A 17685-nucleotide genomic window follows, 5' to 3' on the forward strand; every position below is an offset into this window, starting at 1 on the left:
CTCAGGCTCCCTGAGGATTATTGTTGTGATGAGTTGGCGCCGGTGTCTCCCGGCAGGCTATCAACGGGTCAACTATCTGGCGGCTGCCGCCGTCGGTTAAACCCAAATCGGTTAAATGCGGTCCGGCGTTGCAGGCAAGGCAGGTGCCTTCAATCGCCTTAAATACCCGGTATGGCGGCTCCCAGTCGGCGACTTTACTGCTTAAATCTCGCAGCTCGCGGAACTGCCGCGCCAGCTCGGCGGTGGGAAGATCGGAGAGCATGCCGGCAATTGGCATCGCCACATGGGCCAGGATCTCGCTCTGTTGCGCCAGCGCCATCCCGCCGCCGGAAGCGATCAGCTGATTTGCCGCTAAGGCCATATCCTGAGCATCGCGCCCGAGCACCACCAGGTTATGTGAATCATGCGAGTAGCTGGTGGCGATGGCGCCGCGCAGCTCGCCCCAGCCTTCGAGCAGGGCGATTTGCGGCGTTGCCTGATGGCGGCCGTGGCGGTGCTTAACCCAAATCAGGCTAAAGCCCGCGGGCAGTTGTACTTCGCCGTCGCGGATCTGTACTTCTACTTCACCCCATTTCGTGAAGCGCGCGCCGCTGATGTGGCGCAGGCGGGCGACGCCATGACGAATGCCCTTAATTCGCAGGATAAAGTCTTCCGCGGCGAGGGGCGCTAACTGCAGAGTATCACGCGGCGGCGTCACGTCGGGCGCGGCGGCAAGGGGGGTTAGCAGGTGACCGCTGCGAGCGATAAGTTTGCCGCCGACATAGACCTCCTGAGCCTCGAGTTTCTCCAGCGAATCAAACACCACCAGATCCGCGCGCCGTCCTGCGGCAATCAGCCCAAGATCGTTACGCTGCAGGCGAATAGCCGCATTGAGGGTGGCGAAACGCAGCACATCGACCGTTGGCAAACCGTGTTCAATCAGCAGGTTGAGCAGGGCGATAATGCCACCTTTCTCCAGCAGCATATCCGGCGGGACGTCATCGGTGCAGACGGTGATTTGCGAAGAGAGATGCGGCAGCGTTTTTAACGCCGTAACGATATCGGGCAGCAGATAGGGGTGTGAGCCGCGAATTTCGATAGTCAGCCCGGCGCGCAGTTTTTCCAGCGCATCGGCCGCTGAAGTCAGTTCGTGATCGGAGGTGACGCCGGCGGCGAGATACGCCTGTAAATCGGCGCCGCTGAGCCCACGGGCATGGCCCTCAATCAGTTTGCCGCTGTTAAGCCCGGCCTGGACAATCTCCTGCATCCGTTCGCTGCCGTTCAGCACGCCATGCATGTCCATCACTTCCGCTACGCCGCGTACTTCCGGCCAGCCAAGCATAGTTTCCATTTCAGCGCCGGCGAAATCAGCGCCGGACATTTCGAGACCTGGCGTAGAGGGGACGCTGGATGGCGCGGCCACCATCACCTGTAGCGGCAGGTGGCGGCTGGCATCAACCGCGTAGCGCACGCCATCGACGCCGAGCACGTTGGCCAGTTCATGTGGGTCCCAGAACACCGCGGTGGTACCCTGCGTCAGGACGATTTCGGCGTAGCGCTCGGGCGGTAGATGCGAACTTTCAAGGTGTACGTGGGTGTCCATCAAGCCAGGCGACAGATAGCCGCCCTGCAGCGAGCGCACTTCATGGGCGTCGGTGCGGTTGCCGCGCGGATGCACGCTGGCAATCATTTCCCCAACGATGCCGACGTCAGCGTCGCGGATTTCGCCAGTGGCCATATCGACGATCTGCGCATCGACGAGCAACAGATCAAACGGGGATTCGCCGCGCGCGGCCTGTACGGCGCGACGACGGACTTCAGCATTGCTGGACATAACAACTCCACCACAAGGATAATGCGGATACTCTATGGGCACAGCAAACGTTTGCCCAGATGAATAAATTTATCGCCCGATAAGCTCGGGTTATTCTGTATGACCATTGGTAGCGAACCTGACAATGAACGAACCCTGGCAACGTCTGCCCGCGCTCTCACTGAAACAACTGCAGTATTTTGTGACCCTGGCTCAGTTGCGCCATTTTACCGATACCGCCAATCGGCTGGCGATTAGCCAACCGGCGCTCAGCAGTGCGCTACGGCAGATTGAAAGTGTGATCGGCGGTAAGCTGGTCAATCGTACCGCCTCGGCGGTCACCCTGACGGAACTGGGGGCGGCGATTTTACCTCATGCCCAGCGGATACTGAGCGTGGCCCAGGCGTCTTTTTTTGATATGCAACAGATCGTGGAAGCGGGCGGCGATGGCACAGTACGGATAGGCCTGGTTCCGTCGGTGAGCTCGCTGCTGTTTCCGCTACTGCCGCAGACTCTGGCGCAGGCCTTTCCGCGTCTGCGCATCGAATTTCATGACCAGACCAACGATGCGTTAATGCGGGCGCTGCAAAGCGGTGAGATTGATTTTGGTATCGGCGCGATCGACAGTTCGCTGCCGGCTGAGCTACTGGTTTATCCGCTACGCGAGGATCCGTTCGTGGCGGTACTGCACCGCGACGATCCGCTCGCTGCGCAGCCAAATTTACCGTGGAAGCAGTTGGTAGGCCGTGATATTGCCGTTTTCTCAAAGGGGAATATTCAGCGGCTGGTGGCGGCGCTGGTGGAAAGCCAACGTTTGACCTTAACGACGCGTTACCAGGTAGACTATATCGAAACCCTTTATGGGCTGGTACGTTCGCGGCTGGCGGTGGCCATTCTCCCGGCGCTGTATACGACCTATTTGCACGATCCGGCGTTAAAGGTGGCGCAACTGCAGCAGCCGGCGCTCACGCGGACTGTGGCCCTGATGCGCGGGCCGCAGGCGCTACCACCGCTCATTGAAGATTGTTTCTCCTTACTACAGGCCGAGCTGCGTAGCGCTGCAGGATAAATAAATCCCCCGCGGCCAGAAAGGGCGCGAGGGAGATTCAGCGATTATCGCTTACGGGGTGACAATGTTGAACCAGAATTCAAACTTGTCCATGTAGCTCAGCATTTCATCGAGCTTAGCGCTATTGCCGCTAATCTTGACGTCGCCCTTGTCTTCAGCTTCCTTCAACGTTTCCTGTTTCAAAATGATCTTGTTCAGGGTATCGCGATTCAGAGTGATGCTGGCGTCAGCCTTGTCTGCTACCGAATTAGCAGTGTGGTTCAGTACGCCATTTTCCAGTTCCAGTTTGTACTTGCCGCCGTCGGCGCCCAGATCGATATTGAAGACCGCTTTCGCCGCACCGGCTTTCTGACCGTTGATATGCACAGCCAGGTAGTCGAAGAACATCTCCGGGGTCATCGCGCGCACGGTATCCGGGCTGGCGGTATTTGGCGTCGGGAGTTTCTGTACGCCGTTACGCAGTTCCTGCGCGCCGGTCAGGTAGAAGTTGCGCCAGGTACCGGCTTCCGCCTGGTAACCTAACTGCTCCAGGGCATCCGCTTCGAGATTACGCGCATCGGTATTCTGCGGGTCGGCGAAGACGATTTTACTGGTCACCTGCGCCACCCAGCGGTAGTTCCCCTGCTGATAGTCGGCTTTGGCTTTCTGCATGATGGCATCGGCGCCGCCCATGTATTCAACGAACTTCTTCGCAGCCTGTTGCGGCGGCAGCTCGTCGAGGGTCGCCGGGTTGCCATCGAACCAGCCGAGGTAGTAAACGTAAGTTGCTTTTACATCGTGGCTGACGGAGCCGTAATAACCGCGGCTCGACCATTGTTTCTCCAGCGATTCCGGCAGCTTGAAGTTAGCGGCGATTTCATCGCGGGTCAGGCCTTCGTTGGCCATGCGTAGGGTCTGGTCGTTGATGTAGCGATACATGTCGCGCTGACCTTTCATCAGCTTGATAATGTTGTCGTTACCCCAGGTTGGCCAGTGGTGCTGAGCGATAATGACTTCAGCATCGTTGCCCCAGCGGTCGATCGCGGCGTTGATGTATTTTGACCACGCCAGCGGGTCGCGGATCTTCGCGCCGCGCAGCGAGTAGGTATTGTGCAGGGTATGGGTAACATCCTCTGCCGCTTCAATCATTTTCTTCTCTTTGACATACCACAGCATTTCCGACGGCGCTTCGGAACCCGGCGCCATCATGAAGTCGTAGGTCAGACCATCTATCACTTCCTGCTGGCCGGTTTTGGTGATGTAGTTGGTCGGCTGGATAAGCGTCACGGTACCTGCGGAGGTGGTGGTGCCAAGACCGGCGCCGACCTGCCCTTTGGCGTCAGGCTTCAGCAGGTTGCCGTACATGTAGCTGGCGCGGCGGCTCATTGCGGTACCGGCCATGATGTTCTCGGAAACCGCTTCTTCCATAAATCCGGCAGGGGCGTAGATTTTCACCTTACCCGCTTTCACGTCGGCTTCATCAACCACGCCGCGGATACCGCCGTAGTGATCAACGTGGCTGTGGGTGAACAGCACGGCGACAACCGGCTTTTTACCACGGTTGGCGTAATAGAGATCCATCGCTTCTTTCGCCGGCTCGGCGCTCAGCAGCGGGTCGATAACGGTTATCCCTTTCTCACCTTCAATGATAGTCATGTTGGAGAGATCGAGATTACGGATCTGATAAACCCCGTCGGTGACTTTAAACAGGCCGCCGATATTAATCAGCTGCGACTGGCGCCACAGGCTTGGGTTAACGGTATCCGGGGCTTTTTCACCTTCTTTGACGAAGTCATACTTTGCCGGGTTCCAGATAACGTTGCCTTGCTCGCCTTTAATCATGGTTTGCGGCAGCGCGGCGATAAAGCCTTTATGCGCGTTATCGAAATCGGTTTTATCGGCAAACGGCAGTTTGTTGTACAGCGCGTTATTTGCCTGCTGAGTTGCCGGAGTGGCGTCCTGTTGCTGGGCGGCAGCGAAGGCGGAAAGCGACAGTGAAGTTAAAACACCGGCCAGAGCCAGATGTTTAGCGATCTGATTTAATTTCATTGCATGGCCTCTTAGATTATTTGTTCCGCTATCAATGTTTAATATCAGCGGATAATTCAAATGCGGACTAATTACTGGCCATTTTAAAGCGAATACTTTGCGTTGATAGTCCCATATGGGACTGGTCATTCGTGAAAAAATAATCATCTCGAATCCGCTATCACTTCGCTGCTATACTCGATACCACGGCAGACGGCGCAGCAAGGGGCATAGCGTGAATTTTCAGGATATCCATAGCTATTATCAGCAACTCAACATTGATGCCTTTTTTCCGCAAATAATGGCACAAGGGGAGCCCCTGACGGTTGCGGCAAATAAAAAATTAGCAATCCAGCCAGAATATATTTATTTTTGCACTGAAGGTTCGCTTTCAATATTAATGCCGGAGAATGGCCTTTATATTGGAAATTCCATTGAGTATATGCCGATTGGTCTTATGGAAAGATACTGCCCGCTAGCGAAGTTTGAATACATCGGCAGCGCGGCGGTGAAGCTGGTCAAAGTCACTTATGATGTTTTTGACCAAATCTTTTTACGCGGCGGTCCTGAACGCGTGCAGGAGTTGGCGACCATTCTGACCTATATGTCGATTTTTACTATCGATCTTCACAACGAACGCCGGCAAATGACCAGCTACCAGACCATCAGGCCGATGCTGTTTCGTTATCTTTATCGCCAGAGTACGCATCAGGGGGAAAATGAAGGCCTGGCGCTGTTTATTATTAAGCGCACTAATCTGTCGCGCACGCATGTATTTCGCGTACTGGCGGATCTAAAAGCCGGGGGCTATATCACGATGAAGCGCGGCAAACTGGTTTCGATCGACCGACCGCTGCCGGAAGCTTACTAGTAGAAAGGAAACTCCCGCGACCGGGCGCCGCGGGAGCAGGGCATTATGGCGTGACGATGTCGAACCAGAATTCGAACTTGTCCATATAGCCCAGCATTTCATTGAGCTTATCGGCGTTACCGGTGATTTTCGCGTCGCCGTTATCGACGGCCTGTTTCAGCGTCTCCTCTTTGAGGATGATCTTATTCAGGGTGGCGCGGTTGAGGGCGATAGTGGTATCGGCATCTTTCGCTTCCGCGTTGGCGGTATGGTTCAGTACGCCGTTTTCCAGCTCCAGCTTATACTTGCCGCCGTCGCTGCCGAGATCGATATTAAACACCGATTTCGCGTTACCCGCTTTCTCGCCATTGATATGTACCGCCAGATAGTCGAAGAACATTTCCGGGGTCATCGCGCGCACGGTATCCGGGCTGGCGGTGTTCGGGGTAGGACCTTTCACCACGCCGTTACGCAGCTCCTGCGCGCCGGTGAGGTAGAAGTTACGCCACGGGCCTGATTCCGCCTGGTAGCCTAACTGTTCAAGGGCATCGGCTTCCAGATTACGCGCATCCTGGTTTTTCGGATCGGCGAAGACGATTTTGCTGACGACCTGGGCTACCCAGCGGTAGTTACCCTGGTCATAATCCTCTTTCGCTTTCTTCATGATGGCATCGGCGCCGCCCATGTAATCGACGAATTTCTTCGCCGCTTCTTCCGGCGGCAGTTCGTCGAGGGTCGCCGGGTTGCCGTCGAACCAGCCGAGATACAGCACGTAGGTGGCCTTCACGTCGTGGCTAACGGAACCGTAATAACCGCGGTTAGCCCAGGTGTTGGCAAGGCTCTCCGGCAGTTTGAATTTAGCGGCGATTTCATCGCGGGTCAGCCCTTCGTTGGCCATACGCAGGGTCTGGTCGTTAATGTAACGATACAGGTCGCGCTGGCTCTTCAGCAGGTTAACCACGTTTTCGTTGCCCCAGGTCGGCCAGTGGTGCTGAGCCATAATAATTTCGGCCTTGTCGCCCCAGCGTACAATTGCTTCGTTGATGTACTTCGACCACGGCAGCGGTTCGCGGATTTTCGCGCCGCGCAGCGAATAGGTGTTGTGCAGGGTGTGTGTCACGTCTTCCGCGGATTCAATCAGTTTTTTCTCTTCGATGAACCACAGCATTTCCGACGGCGCTTCCGAACCCGGCGCCAGCATAAAGTCATAGGTCAAACCGTCAATGACTTCTTTCTGCCCGTCTTTTTCGATGATATTGGTCGGCGCAATCAGGGTAACCGTGCCCGCCGAGGTGGTGGTGCCAAGGCCGGCGCCGACCTGACCGGTGGCCGATGGTTTCAGCAGGTTGCCGTACATGTAGCTGGCGCGGCGGCTCATGACGTTACCGGCCATGATGTTTTCTGCCACGGCCGCTTCCATAAAGCCGGACGGCGCGTAAATTTTCACTTTGCCGGATTTCACATCCGCCTCATCAACTACGCCGCGCACCCCGCCGTAGTGGTCAACGTGGCTGTGGGTATAGATAACGGCGACGACCGGTTTCTTACCGCGGTTTTGGTAATACAGATCCATGCCCACTTTGGCGGTTTCTGCCGACACCAGCGGATCCACGACGGTAATGCCTTCTTTACCTTCGATGATGGTCATATTGGAGAGATCAAGATTGCGGATCTGGTAGACGCCATCGGTGACCTCAAACAGGCCGCTAATATTGATCAATTGAGACTGACGCCACAGGCTCGGGTTGACGGTGTCCGGGGCTTTTTCACCTTCTTTGATGAAGGAGTACTGCTGCGGATCCCATACTACGTTACCTTGTTCGCCTTTAATGATCTCGGTGGGCAGGGCGGCAATAAACCCTTTATGGGCGTTGGTGAAATCGGTGTTATCTGAGAAGGGGAGTTGATTATAGAGAGCGTCGTTGGCTTGTTTGGTGGCGGCGGTCGCTTCTTTTGCGGCGACTTCCGCCCATGCTGACAAGCTGATCGATGACAGCAAGCCGGCGATGGCTAAACCTTTCACTACGGGGGTCAATTTCATTGGAATCCTCTTACCATGATGGCAATTCACTCGTTAATTCCGATCTGACGTGGTGTTACAACTTGTAACGCTTATTTGAACTATAACCAGTTGTTTACATTGAGCAAGTTATGGTTACAAAAAAACTACATTAGTTAAAAAACTACTCACTCGTAGGTAAAATGAGATTTATCCAATGGGATTAATGTCGCTTGTTTAGCGCGGTGTCAGACGTGTCGGTTACTGCGGGGAAGGGGAGAAAAAAGCGGCTCTTAGGCCGCTTTTAAATTAACAAGGAAGCGGCGCTATTTGGCGTAGCCTAAAAATTTACCGTCCTGCATGACGGCAATTTTTCCTGATTGGTAGACAATAAAAACGTATAAACCCTGAGAATAGGTTTTCGCGTCAGCATTGCTTTCGTCTAAGGCCGCGGGTTTGCCATCAACTGTCAGCCCGGTTGAGTTTGTGACCAGCTTCATGCCATTGAAGATCTTCACTTTTTTGCTGGATTGCGCTTTCTGCACGGGATATAAAGCCTGTGCATTTTCCAGCGCCTGCTTCTCCGCTGCGGCGTTCACCGCAGCCTGTTTGTTTTGTTCCGCAATATAACAGGCGTCTTTACTGACCCCCTGGGCTTCACACTCGGCCATACGCTGCGCCGGCGAACTGCAACCGGCCGCGATGGCTGCGCTGAGTGCCAGCAGTATTATCGAGACGTGTTTCACTTTCATCATTAACGACCTTATCGTAGATATTATTTTATACATGCGACGAACATTCATGACAGCGGCGATCGTCCGGGGATCGTTAGCGTGCTTAATTCGTAACGCGTGGTAACTATGTCGTAGGGTGATTAAGCAAATTGTGATCTACATCAACCGCCGTACGGATAACTAAAAAATAGTGTAATCGTTTACAATGCGGCGAAAAGAGCGTCTCTGTGGCAAGCGTACGGGGATGATACAATGACGAGTAATGACGGTGTGCCAATCAGCCATTATGATGGCGCTTTATGCAAGGATCATAAGGGATTATGAAGTGGATACTGTTGAACAAATTAGTGGGTACTTCTATAAAGGATACTGGAATCTGAAACCAGAGGAGTTATTCCTGTTGATTCTCATCGATGCGATGAGTCAGCATCTTGAAATTGAGGCAACAGCCGCAACTGCTATCTTAACCGGACAACCCTGGATACCAACGCGAACTAAACCAGGTACAGCAATTAAAGGAACGAGTATTGCTTCAATAATGTCTCGTAAGCTACTCAGTAATGTACGTTTGCCGGTTGGTATTTCGTTGATCACTCCTATGGGTAAAGGTCTGAAAGACTTTCATTGGTCGAAAACTAATAAGTTAGGCGCGGTTATAGGCCGCTACATACCATGGATAGGGTGGGCAATGGCATTTTATTATGCGAGAGCAATACTAATTGATACTGGTGAAAATTTTAATAAGATTGTTAAACCAGAACATAAAGTTGCATGGACATACTTCTAATGAGCATTGAACAAGAAATTATTGATTATATATATACTCATCATAGCCATAAGAAATACTGTTTTTTTGGCGATCGTCCAGAAGTCACGTTAGATACTGAATTAACAAAGGGGGGGCTGAATATCATCTGGGAAGATGCAGAAGATACTTTAGATTACTATTTCAAACAATGGAATGTAAAAATGAATGGCTTCGAAATTATCTATTACTTTGAACCTGAGTTTTTAGGTTCCATGCCTCCAGAGAAGCCGCTTAAACCGCTAACAGTACAAATGTTGGTAGAGTCCGCAAAAGCGGGTGAATGGCTGTACGATTAAGGGACATATCGCGGGAGACATACCGCTTTTACCGTTTACAAGACTTACCGCTGGCATTACTATCCTGAAGAGAGATTAACGGAACGTTAGTCGCCATTTTGTACCAAATGACTCGGGGTGCCCTTCTTTGTGAAGGCTGAGAAATACCCGTACCACCTGATCTGGATAATGCCAGCGTAGGGAAGTCAGAGACCGCATGGTCTGCGCTGCTTCCTCATCTGGCGGGAGCAAACCATGCATGAACCGCTAAATCCGGCGCATATCGCGCACCTGCAGCAGCTTTTCCGCACCTCTTCGCCGCTTGTTCACTGTATGACCAACGATGTGGTCCAGACTTTCACCGCTAACGTCCTGCTGGCTATTGGCGCCTCGCCGGCGATGGTGATTGATCCTACGGAAGCCGCGCAGTTTGCCGCCATTGCCGATGCGCTATTGATTAATGTCGGGACCTTAACCACTGAGCGCGCCAACGCGATGCGAGCGGCGGCGCAGAGCGCCCGCCAGGCGGGAAAACCCTGGACGCTGGATCCGGTTGCCGTCGGCGCGCTGACGCTGCGTACCGATTTTTGTCGCGAGCTACTGGAACTGCGGCCTGCGGCGATTCGCGGCAACGCCTCGGAAATCATGGCGCTGGCGGGGAATAGCGGCGGTGGGCGCGGCGTCGATACCACCGACAGCGCCGCCGCGGCGTTACCCGCAGCCCAGGTGCTGGCGCGCAAGCTCAATACCGTGGTCGCGGTGACGGGCGAGGTGGATTACATCAGCGACGGCGAGCGCACGCTTGCCGTGAGCGGCGGTGATGTCCTGATGACGCGGGTGGTCGGGACCGGCTGCGCGTTATCCGCGGTGGTGGCGGCAAGCGCCGCGATGCCCGGCGATCGGCTGCAAAACGTAGCAGCCGCCTGCGGCCTGATGAAAATGGCGGGAGGTGAAGCGGCGCGACACGGCGGTCCCGGCAGTTTTATCCCGGCATTCCTCGACGCGTTATACGCGGAGGTGGCGGCATGAAGCGGATTAACGCCTTAACCATCGCCGGCACCGATCCCAGCGGCGGCGCCGGGATCCAGGCCGACCTCAAAACCTTCTCCGCGCTCGGCGCTTACGGCTGCTCGGTGATCACCGCGCTGGTGGCGCAGAATACCCGCGGCGTGCAGTCGGTATACCGCATTGAGCCGGACTTCGTGGCGGCGCAGTTGGATTCGGTGTTTAGCGACGTGCGAATCGATACGACGAAAATCGGCATGCTGGCGGAAACCGATATCGTTGAAGCGGTGGCGGAACGTCTTGCCCGCTATCAAATTGCCAACGTGGTGCTGGATACCGTGATGCTGGCGAAAAGCGGCGATCCGCTGTTATCCCACTCGGCAATTGCGACGCTGCGCCAGCGCCTGCTGCCGCACGTTTCACTGATCACCCCGAATTTGCCGGAGGCCGCGGCGCTGCTCGATGCGCCGCATGCGCAAAGCGAGCGCGAGATGCTGGAACAGGGCAGGGCGCTGTTGGCATTAGGCTGCGGGGCGGTATTAATGAAGGGCGGACATCTGGACGACGCCGAAAGCCCGGACTGGCTGTTCACCCGCGAAGGCGAACAGCGCTTTACCGCGCCGCGTGTGCAGACCAAAAATACCCACGGTACCGGCTGTACGTTATCTGCCGCGCTGGCGGCGCTGCGTCCTCGCTATGCCGATTGGGGACAAACCGTCGCCGAAGCGAAGGGTTGGCTATCGGCGGCGCTGGCGCAGGCCGATTCGCTGGAAGTGGGGCACGGTATCGGCCCGGTACATCATTTCCACGCCTGGTGGTAAATGGCAGTGAAACGAGACAGCAGAATCTACTGAAAAAATGCGCTCCCGGCTGGAAAATATGCTAACTCGGTACCAGGCTTAACCTGCCCAAAATTTTTGGGTTGGGATAAAACATGCTGGCTGCGGCCAGCACTTACGGGAGATAGCTATGACTGATATTACGCAGTTGCTTGGCAAAGATGCCGACAGCCTTTTACAGCACCGTTGTATGACTATTCCAGCCGATCAACTCTATTTACCGGGCGCGGATTACGTCGACCGGGTGATGGTGGATAACAACCGCCCGCCTGCGGTGCTGCGTAATATGCAGACCCTCTACAATACCGGGCGTCTGGCCGGAACGGGGTACCTTTCCATTCTGCCGGTCGACCAGGGCGTAGAGCATTCGGCGGGCGCGTCATTCGCCGCCAACCCGCTCTACTTCGATCCGAAGAATATTGTGCAACTCGCCATCGAAGCCGGCTGTAACTGCGTGGCTTCTACCTATGGCGTACTGGCCTCGGTATCGCGCCGCTACGCGCACCGCATTCCATTCCTCGTTAAGCTCAACCATAACGAAACCCTGAGCTACCCGACCGAGTATGACCAGACCCTGTACGCCAGCGTTGAGCAGGCGTTCAACATGGGCGCGGTTGCGGTTGGCGCGACGATCTATTTTGGCTCCGAGCAGTCGCGTCGGCAGATTGAAGAGATCTCCGCCGCCTTCGAGCGCGCGCACGAGCTCGGCCTGGTCACCGTGCTGTGGGCCTATCTGCGCAACCCGGCATTCAAAAAAGATGGCGTCGATTACCACGTTTCCGCTGACCTGACCGGCCAGGCCAACCATCTGGCCGCCACCATCGGCGCTGATATCGTGAAGCAGAAAATGGCCGAGAATAACGGCGGCTATAAGGCGGTGAACTTCGGTTATACCGACGATCGCGTCTACAGCAAGCTGACCAGTGATAACCCGATCGATCTGGTGCGCTATCAGCTGGCAAACTGCTATATGGGCCGTGCCGGGTTGATTAACTCCGGCGGCGCGGCGGGCGGCGAAACCGATCTCGCCGATGCGGTGCGCACGGCGGTGATCAATAAACGCGCCGGCGGCATGGGGCTGATCCTCGGTCGTAAAGCGTTTAAGAAATCGATGAGCGAAGGCGTGAAGCTGATCAATGCGGTGCAGGACGTCTATCTGGACGGCAAAGTCACTATCGCATAAGGCAAAAATCCGGGCGTGAGGCCCGGATTGACTCTTTTACTTACCCCGGTCTCCGGGGTTTTTTATGATTTTGCTGCGCTGACGGTCAGCGGTTTAGCCGCTTCGCTGGTAGCAAACCCTGGCTGTTCAACGCGAATAAACGGGCACAGGAAGAAGGCGAGAATATAGAGCGCGGTATAGGCCACCACCACGCCGATGGTGCTGAAGTGCGGCAGCAGCACCACCGCAATCGCCGGCGCGAGGAAATTCGACAGCCCGGCAGACAGGTTGTAGACCGAAATCGCCGCCCCTTTATGCTTTGGCTCCAGCGCCGGGAACACCGCCGCCATCGGCACGAACGCCGCGACAAAAATCCCCAGCGCAATCGCCGGCACCAGCGCCATAGCGAAGTTATGCCCGAAGTGCTGCGGCAGGTAGTAAAACGCCAGGCTCGACAGCGCCATGCCGATGCAGCCGAACCAGCGCACCACTTTCATCCAGCCCAGTTTCTCCGCCACAATCCCCCAGAAGACGTTGGAGAAAATGGTGGTGAAGAAGAACGCCGCCCACACCTGCAGCCATTCGGAAGTGGTGAAACCGAGCTCATCGACGAACATCATCGGCATGACCACCGCGAAGCCGAACAGCGACAGGGTGTTGATAATGCGCACAATGCTGGAGAGCATAATGCTGCGGTTGGTGTAGATAAGGGTCACCGCGCGCCCCAGCTCGGAGAACTTCTCGCAGGTGGTGAGGTTCTGCATATGGCGCGGGGTTTCGGTGTTGCGCAGCGCCGCCAGGGCAATCAGCCCGCCGGTGACGCAGAACGCCAGCGCCAGCCACAGGGTGCCCATCTCGCCAATGTGCGGGATGGTGAAGCTCGGGATATAGCTGCCGAACACGCCGATGCCGACGGAGTAGACCGCCCAGAACCAGCCCAGGGCCGAGCTGGAGCTGTCGCTGCGGACGTTATGGATAATGGCGACGATGAACGAGTAGAGGAACAGCGGATAGGCCAGACCGCGGATACCGTAAAACAGCAGGATTAAGGCATAGTTGGCGCGGCCGAGACCGAAGACGAGGAACAGGACGTGGAACACGCACCACAGCACAAAACCGATAAACATGGTTTTACGCGGGGTGATGATTTCCGCGACCACGCCGGAGACCCAGGCCGAGAGGGCGGCGGCGAGGCCGTAGAGGGTGAAGGCGAAAGAGGCCTGCGCCGGGCTGAAGCCCAGCTCCTTGATGTAGTGCGAGAGGAAGGCGAGTTCAAAACCGTCGCCGGTCATAAACACGGCGATGGCGACGTATCCCCAGATAAGGTTCAGCGGCAGACCGAACCACTGTTTGTTATTAACGGACATGTTAACCTCGATTTCAGGATGCAGAGGAGCGGCTCCGCTGCACAACAGCGGAGCATTATTGTTATTAAATTAAAGAGGTATGTTATTCGCGGATTAGCCGACCGGCCTGTTGTAGCGCTTTGTAGGCCTCATACCTGCGTTGATGAAGCGAGCTAAACGCCGTTTCGCTACGATAGGTTTTATCCACTCTGGTGAACCGCTTCATGGCGTCCGGTAGCGAGGCGGCGACGTTGCCCGCGACGGCGCCGAGGATGGCGGAACCCAGCAATACTGGTTCGCTGCTGGCGGTGCTGACCACGGTTACGCCACAGGCATCGGCCAATAGCTGGCGTACCAGCGGGTGCTGCCCCGCGCCGCCGCTGATAACGATATTTTCGCTCTCAATACCACAGGCGCGTTGGGCATCAAGGATCTGCCGCAGGCCGTAGCCAATCCCGCATAATCCGGCGACATACAGCGCGGTCAGGTTATCAAGATCCCGCTCCATCCCCAGCCCGGCAATCAGCGCTTTCGCGTGGGGGTCGGCAAGCGGCGCGCGGTTGCCGAGAAACTCCGGCACGACGTGCAGTCCATCTGCCAGCTTCACCGCCTCCGACGGCGAGGCAACCTGCGCCAGCACGCGATCCGCCAGCCAGACCGGCAGTGGAACGGCGGCGGCTTTGGCCTGTTCGCGCGCTTCGGCCGCCGCCGGATGGAAGCTCAGTAACTGGTCGATAGCCGCGCCGGCGGCGCTTTGTCCACCTTCGTTCAGCCAGTAACCCGGCACCATCGCCGAATAGTAAGGCCCCCAGACCCCAGGGACGAACACCGCTTTCTCGGTGGTGGTCATGGTGCAGGAGGAGGTGCCGAAGACGTAGGCCATATTATTCACCGCGCCGTTGAGTACGCCAACGGTGCCAATGCCGCCGGCATGGGCGTCGATCATCCCGACCGCCACCGGCGTACCGACAGGCAGACCCATCTCTTCGGCCGCCGCCGCGGTTAACCCATCACCACAGGGCGTTCCCGGATCGACAATACGCTGGCCGATACGGGCGAAGTCTTCTTCCGCCAGCTCTGCGAGGCCAATCTGGCGGAAGTAGTCGGCATCCCAGCGCTTTTCATGGGCCAGATAGGTCCATTTACAGGTGACGGTACAGACGGAGCGGGCCAGATCGCCGGTCGCGCGCCAGGTGAGGTAGTCGGCCAGGTCGAAGAAGTGACGCGCACGGGCATAAGTCTGCGGGCGATTTTCTTTCAGCCACAGCAGCTTCGGCGTTTCCATCTCCGGAGAGATAGTCCCGCCGACGTATTGCAGCACCGGATGGTGGGTGGCATTGATGCGTTCCGCCTGTTCGGTGGCGCGGTGATCCATCCAGACGATGATATTGCGGTCCGCCTCTTCGCTGGGGCCGACGGCCAGCGGCGCGTCATTCTCCCCGATTACCACCAGCGAGCAGGTGGCGTCGAAGCCGATACCGGCTACCGAGTGCGGAGAGACGGCGGCCTTTACGACCGCGCGTTTAATGCAGTCGCAAACCGCCTGCCAGATTTCGCGGCTGGATTGTTCCACCACGCTGCCGGCGCTACGGAAGAGGGTTATCTCCCGGGTGGCGTGGGCCAGCAGTTCGCCGCTGAGGTTAAATACCCCGGCGCGCACGCTGCCGGAGCCGACATCGACGCCGATGAGGGTTTGAGTCTCGCCATTCATAAAATCGTCCTTTTAGTCACCGATACCGGGGGTTATAAATCAACGCTGTTAGGCAGAATAACCAGGTCGCGCACGGTGACGTTTTTCGAACGGGTGACCATAAACAGCACCGATTCGGCAACTTCGATAGGCTGCATCAGGCTGCCGTTGGCCAGCGCTTCTTCCATTTTCTCTTTCGGCCAGTCATCGAGCAGGGCGGTGACCACCGGGCCCGGCAGTACCGCGCCGACGCGGACGCCGTGCTGGGAAACCTGGCGGCGGGTAGTATGAACAAATGCCTGTACGGCGAATTTTGAGGCGGTATAGATAGGTTCCCAGATAACCGGCACCACGCCGGCGATGGAGCTGGTGAAAATAATATCGCCGGATTTTTGCGCAATCATATGCGGCAGCACGCTACGCACGCAGCGGAAGGCGGCGTTAGTATTGAGGTGCAGCACGCGATCCCAGACGTCCGGGTCGCCCTCAGCGACCGGGCCGCCGATGTAAGCGCCGGCGTTGGCGTGGAAGATATCGAGACGGCCGGCAAGTTGCAGGATGCCGTCAATGATCTTATCCACCTGATCGCCCTGCATCAGATCGACCTGTAAAGCAAAAGCGTTTTCGCCAAGCTCTGCCACAATCTTGTTGAGCTTTTCGCCTTCGCGGTCGATCAGAACCACCTTCGCGCCCGCGCCAAGCAGGGTTTTTGCGCATTCAAGACCAATGCCGGAAGCGGCGCCGGTGACCGCGGCGACTTTGCCGCTAAGAGAAGTATTCATAGAGGATACAGAGTGGTTCATTTTATAATCCTTCATGTTGTCTGTTTTGCTCATCAAGCGGGTCTCGACGAGCTTGAGGAGCGGTTACCTGCTACAACAATCTGGCCTGTCAGAGCAGGAGTAACTAAGTTAAGCTATTGAATATCAGCACCATTTATTTCAATTTGCTGATGTCTGAACGATTATTGAGTGTATACGCTAGCGAGCGTCATGGTTGCTCAATCGATGAAGCTAATGTTGCGCCAGCTTCATCGATTGAGCAAGTGGGGAAATTAACAGCGAAATGAATTTGTGACGCAAGTTGGGAAAATGAAAAAAATCACTATCTACGATCTGGCGGAATTATCCGGCGTTTCGGCAAGCGCGGTGAGCGCGATCCTCAATGGCAACTGGAAAAAACGCCGTATCAGCGCCAAACTTGCGGAAAAAGTGACGCGGATTGCGCAAGAACAGGGCTACGCGATTAATCGCCAGGCCAGCATGTTGCGCAGTAAAAAATCGCATGTCATCGGGATGATTGTCCCCAAATACGACAACCGCTATTTTGGTTCCGTGGCGGAAGGCTTTGAAGAGATGGCGCGTGAGCGCGGCCTGCTGCCGATTATTACCTGTACTCGCCGTCGACCGGAGCTGGAAATCGAAGCGGTGAAAGCGATGCTTTCCTGGCAGGTGGACTGGGTGGTGGCGACCGGGGCGACTAATCCGGATAAAATTACCGAGCTTTGTCAGCAGGCGGGGGTGCCGACGGTCAACCTTGACCTGCCGGGCTCCACCGCACCGTCGGTGATCTCCGATAACTACGCGGGCGCCCGCGCGTTGACCGATAAAATTCTTGATAACAGCCTCAATCGCCACGGCAAACTGGCGCCGCTGTTTTTTGTCGGCGGGCGCAGCAGCGACCACAACACCCTGGAGCGTTTGCGCGGATTTCGCGATGCCCATGCGGCGCGCGGCATGAGCGTGCCGGATGAAAATATTCTTTCTCCAGGCTACTCAAAAGGCAAAGTAGAAGCCTGCATGCAGGCGCGTTTCAAAAGCGCTGATGAACATCTTCAGGGGTTCTTCGTTAACTCGACCATCTCGCTGGAAGGGGTGGTGCGATGGCTGGCCCAGCTAGGGCTGACCGGCGCCGAACAGCCACCAATGGGCTGTTTTGACTGGGATCCGTTTGTTTATCTATTGGGTCACGACATTGACATGGTGCAGCAGAACGTACCGGCGATGCTGGAAGCGGTATTCAATATCATCGACGCTGGCGAGGCCAGCCAGCAGCGGGTAGAGATCCCGCCGCTGTTGATTAGCAGCCGCGAGCATCTGGCGTGAAAAC

The 17685-nt window shown here is 56.2% G+C and carries 15 protein-coding genes and 1 riboswitch; of the genes, 8 read left to right on the plus strand and 7 right to left on the minus strand.

Annotation, left to right across the window (positions count from 1 at the left end):
* Position 1: 1 nt before the first annotated feature.
* Positions 2 to 1813: an adenine deaminase gene (locus KGA69_RS14355; RefSeq protein ID WP_045391211.1), complete on the minus strand. Its 1812-nt coding sequence runs from the start codon at positions 1811 to 1813 to the stop codon at positions 2 to 4.
* 124 nt (positions 1814 to 1937) lie between these two features.
* Between KGA69_RS14355 and KGA69_RS14360 the strand changes: the two genes are divergently transcribed.
* Complete coding sequence (locus KGA69_RS14360) at positions 1938 to 2861, plus strand: LysR family transcriptional regulator (RefSeq protein ID WP_213292409.1); 924 nt, start codon at positions 1938 to 1940, stop codon at positions 2859 to 2861.
* 51 nt (positions 2862 to 2912) lie between these two features.
* Here the strand turns inward: KGA69_RS14360 and KGA69_RS14365 are convergent, their stop codons facing one another.
* A complete protein-coding gene (locus KGA69_RS14365; protein ID WP_213292410.1) occupies positions 2913 to 4889 on the minus strand; it encodes an alkyl/aryl-sulfatase in 1977 nt (658 codons plus the stop codon).
* 214 nt (positions 4890 to 5103) lie between these two features.
* On the opposite strand from KGA69_RS14365, the gene KGA69_RS14370 reads away from it, so the two are divergent.
* Positions 5104 to 5739 carry a helix-turn-helix domain-containing protein gene (locus KGA69_RS14370; RefSeq protein WP_049059780.1) on the plus strand — a complete coding sequence of 212 codons (636 nt, stop codon included), beginning with the start codon at positions 5104 to 5106 and terminating at the stop codon, positions 5737 to 5739.
* A gap of 43 nt (positions 5740 to 5782) precedes the next feature.
* Here the strand turns inward: KGA69_RS14370 and KGA69_RS14375 are convergent, their stop codons facing one another.
* Entirely contained in the window at positions 5783 to 7759 is a 1977-nt protein-coding gene (locus KGA69_RS14375) for an alkyl/aryl-sulfatase (protein ID WP_045391199.1), read from the minus strand.
* Positions 7760 to 8043: 284 nt separating this feature from the next.
* Positions 8044 to 8469: a hypothetical protein gene (locus tag KGA69_RS14380; RefSeq protein WP_045391196.1), complete on the minus strand. Its 426-nt coding sequence runs from the start codon at positions 8467 to 8469 to the stop codon at positions 8044 to 8046.
* Between the two features lie 307 nt (positions 8470 to 8776).
* Between KGA69_RS14380 and KGA69_RS14385 the strand changes: the two genes are divergently transcribed.
* From KGA69_RS14385 to fbaB, 5 genes are all read left to right on the plus strand, one after another.
* The gene (locus KGA69_RS14385; protein WP_213292411.1) at positions 8777 to 9238 is read left to right on the plus strand and encodes an STM2901 family protein; all 462 of its coding nucleotides are present in this window, start codon (positions 8777 to 8779) and stop codon (positions 9236 to 9238) included.
* On the plus strand, positions 9238 to 9555 hold the full coding sequence (locus tag KGA69_RS14390; protein WP_045391193.1) for a DUF1493 family protein: 318 nt from the start codon (positions 9238 to 9240) through the stop codon (positions 9553 to 9555). Before KGA69_RS14385 ends, KGA69_RS14390 begins: the two co-directional genes overlap by 1 nt.
* A 103-nt stretch (positions 9556 to 9658) precedes the next feature.
* Positions 9659 to 9755: riboswitch (TPP riboswitch) on the plus strand.
* A gap of 34 nt (positions 9756 to 9789) precedes the next feature.
* The gene (gene thiM, locus KGA69_RS14395; protein ID WP_063447989.1) at positions 9790 to 10563 is read left to right on the plus strand and encodes a hydroxyethylthiazole kinase; all 774 of its coding nucleotides are present in this window, start codon (positions 9790 to 9792) and stop codon (positions 10561 to 10563) included.
* Positions 10560 to 11360 (plus strand): bifunctional hydroxymethylpyrimidine kinase/phosphomethylpyrimidine kinase, encoded by an 801-nt coding sequence (thiD, locus tag KGA69_RS14400; protein ID WP_015706078.1) that lies wholly within the window; start codon positions 10560 to 10562, stop codon positions 11358 to 11360. Before thiM ends, thiD begins: the two co-directional genes overlap by 4 nt.
* Before the next feature lie 148 nt (positions 11361 to 11508).
* Positions 11509 to 12561, plus strand: coding sequence for a class I fructose-bisphosphate aldolase (gene fbaB / locus KGA69_RS14405; RefSeq protein ID WP_213292412.1), 1053 nt, complete (start codon positions 11509 to 11511; stop codon positions 12559 to 12561).
* 62 nt (positions 12562 to 12623) lie between these two features.
* Here the strand turns inward: fbaB and KGA69_RS14410 are convergent, their stop codons facing one another.
* The 3 genes from KGA69_RS14410 to KGA69_RS14420 all read right to left on the minus strand — a co-directional run bounded on the left by KGA69_RS14410 (position 12624) and on the right by KGA69_RS14420 (position 16379).
* Positions 12624 to 13907: an RbtT/DalT/CsbX family MFS transporter gene (locus KGA69_RS14410; protein WP_163310953.1), complete on the minus strand. Its 1284-nt coding sequence runs from the start codon at positions 13905 to 13907 to the stop codon at positions 12624 to 12626.
* An 82-nt stretch (positions 13908 to 13989) separates the two neighbouring features.
* A complete protein-coding gene (locus tag KGA69_RS14415) occupies positions 13990 to 15597 on the minus strand; it encodes an FGGY-family carbohydrate kinase (protein ID WP_063447952.1) in 1608 nt (535 codons plus the stop codon).
* Positions 15598 to 15629: 32 nt separating this feature from the next.
* Positions 15630 to 16379, minus strand: a complete 750-nt coding sequence (locus KGA69_RS14420; protein ID WP_045398225.1) for an SDR family oxidoreductase — start codon at positions 16377 to 16379, stop codon at positions 15630 to 15632.
* A gap of 288 nt (positions 16380 to 16667) precedes the next feature.
* On the opposite strand from KGA69_RS14420, the gene KGA69_RS14425 reads away from it, so the two are divergent.
* Entirely contained in the window at positions 16668 to 17681 is a 1014-nt protein-coding gene (locus KGA69_RS14425) for a LacI family DNA-binding transcriptional regulator (RefSeq protein WP_045398223.1), read from the plus strand.
* Positions 17682 to 17685: the final 4 nt, after the last annotated feature.

The organism is Klebsiella sp. A52 (assembly GCF_018388785.1).
Classification (GTDB): domain Bacteria; phylum Pseudomonadota; class Gammaproteobacteria; order Enterobacterales; family Enterobacteriaceae; genus Klebsiella; species Klebsiella aerogenes.

Excerpts from the sequence above, each read along its gene's own strand:
- fbaB (WP_213292412.1), top strand. The coding sequence starts at position 11,509 with ATGACTGATATTACGCAGTTGCTTGGCAAAGATGCCGACAGCCTTTTA.
- thiM (WP_063447989.1), top strand. The coding sequence starts at position 9,790 with ATGCATGAACCGCTAAATCCGGCGCATATCGCGCACCTGCAGCAGCTT.
- KGA69_RS14390 (WP_045391193.1), top strand. The coding sequence starts at position 9,238 with ATGAGCATTGAACAAGAAATTATTGATTATATATATACTCATCATAGC.
- KGA69_RS14425 (WP_045398223.1), top strand. The coding sequence starts at position 16,668 with ATGAAAAAAATCACTATCTACGATCTGGCGGAATTATCCGGCGTTTCG.
- KGA69_RS14380 (WP_045391196.1), bottom strand. The coding sequence starts at position 8,469 with ATGAAAGTGAAACACGTCTCGATAATACTGCTGGCACTCAGCGCAGCC.
- KGA69_RS14365 (WP_213292410.1), bottom strand. The coding sequence starts at position 4,889 with ATGAAATTAAATCAGATCGCTAAACATCTGGCTCTGGCCGGTGTTTTA.
- KGA69_RS14415 (WP_063447952.1), bottom strand. The coding sequence starts at position 15,597 with ATGAATGGCGAGACTCAAACCCTCATCGGCGTCGATGTCGGCTCCGGC.
- KGA69_RS14355 (WP_045391211.1), bottom strand. The coding sequence starts at position 1,813 with ATGTCCAGCAATGCTGAAGTCCGTCGTCGCGCCGTACAGGCCGCGCGC.
- thiD (WP_015706078.1), top strand. The coding sequence starts at position 10,560 with ATGAAGCGGATTAACGCCTTAACCATCGCCGGCACCGATCCCAGCGGC.
- KGA69_RS14420 (WP_045398225.1), bottom strand. The coding sequence starts at position 16,379 with ATGAACCACTCTGTATCCTCTATGAATACTTCTCTTAGCGGCAAAGTC.
- KGA69_RS14375 (WP_045391199.1), bottom strand. The coding sequence starts at position 7,759 with ATGAAATTGACCCCCGTAGTGAAAGGTTTAGCCATCGCCGGCTTGCTG.
- KGA69_RS14360 (WP_213292409.1), top strand. The coding sequence starts at position 1,938 with ATGAACGAACCCTGGCAACGTCTGCCCGCGCTCTCACTGAAACAACTG.
- KGA69_RS14410 (WP_163310953.1), bottom strand. The coding sequence starts at position 13,907 with ATGTCCGTTAATAACAAACAGTGGTTCGGTCTGCCGCTGAACCTTATC.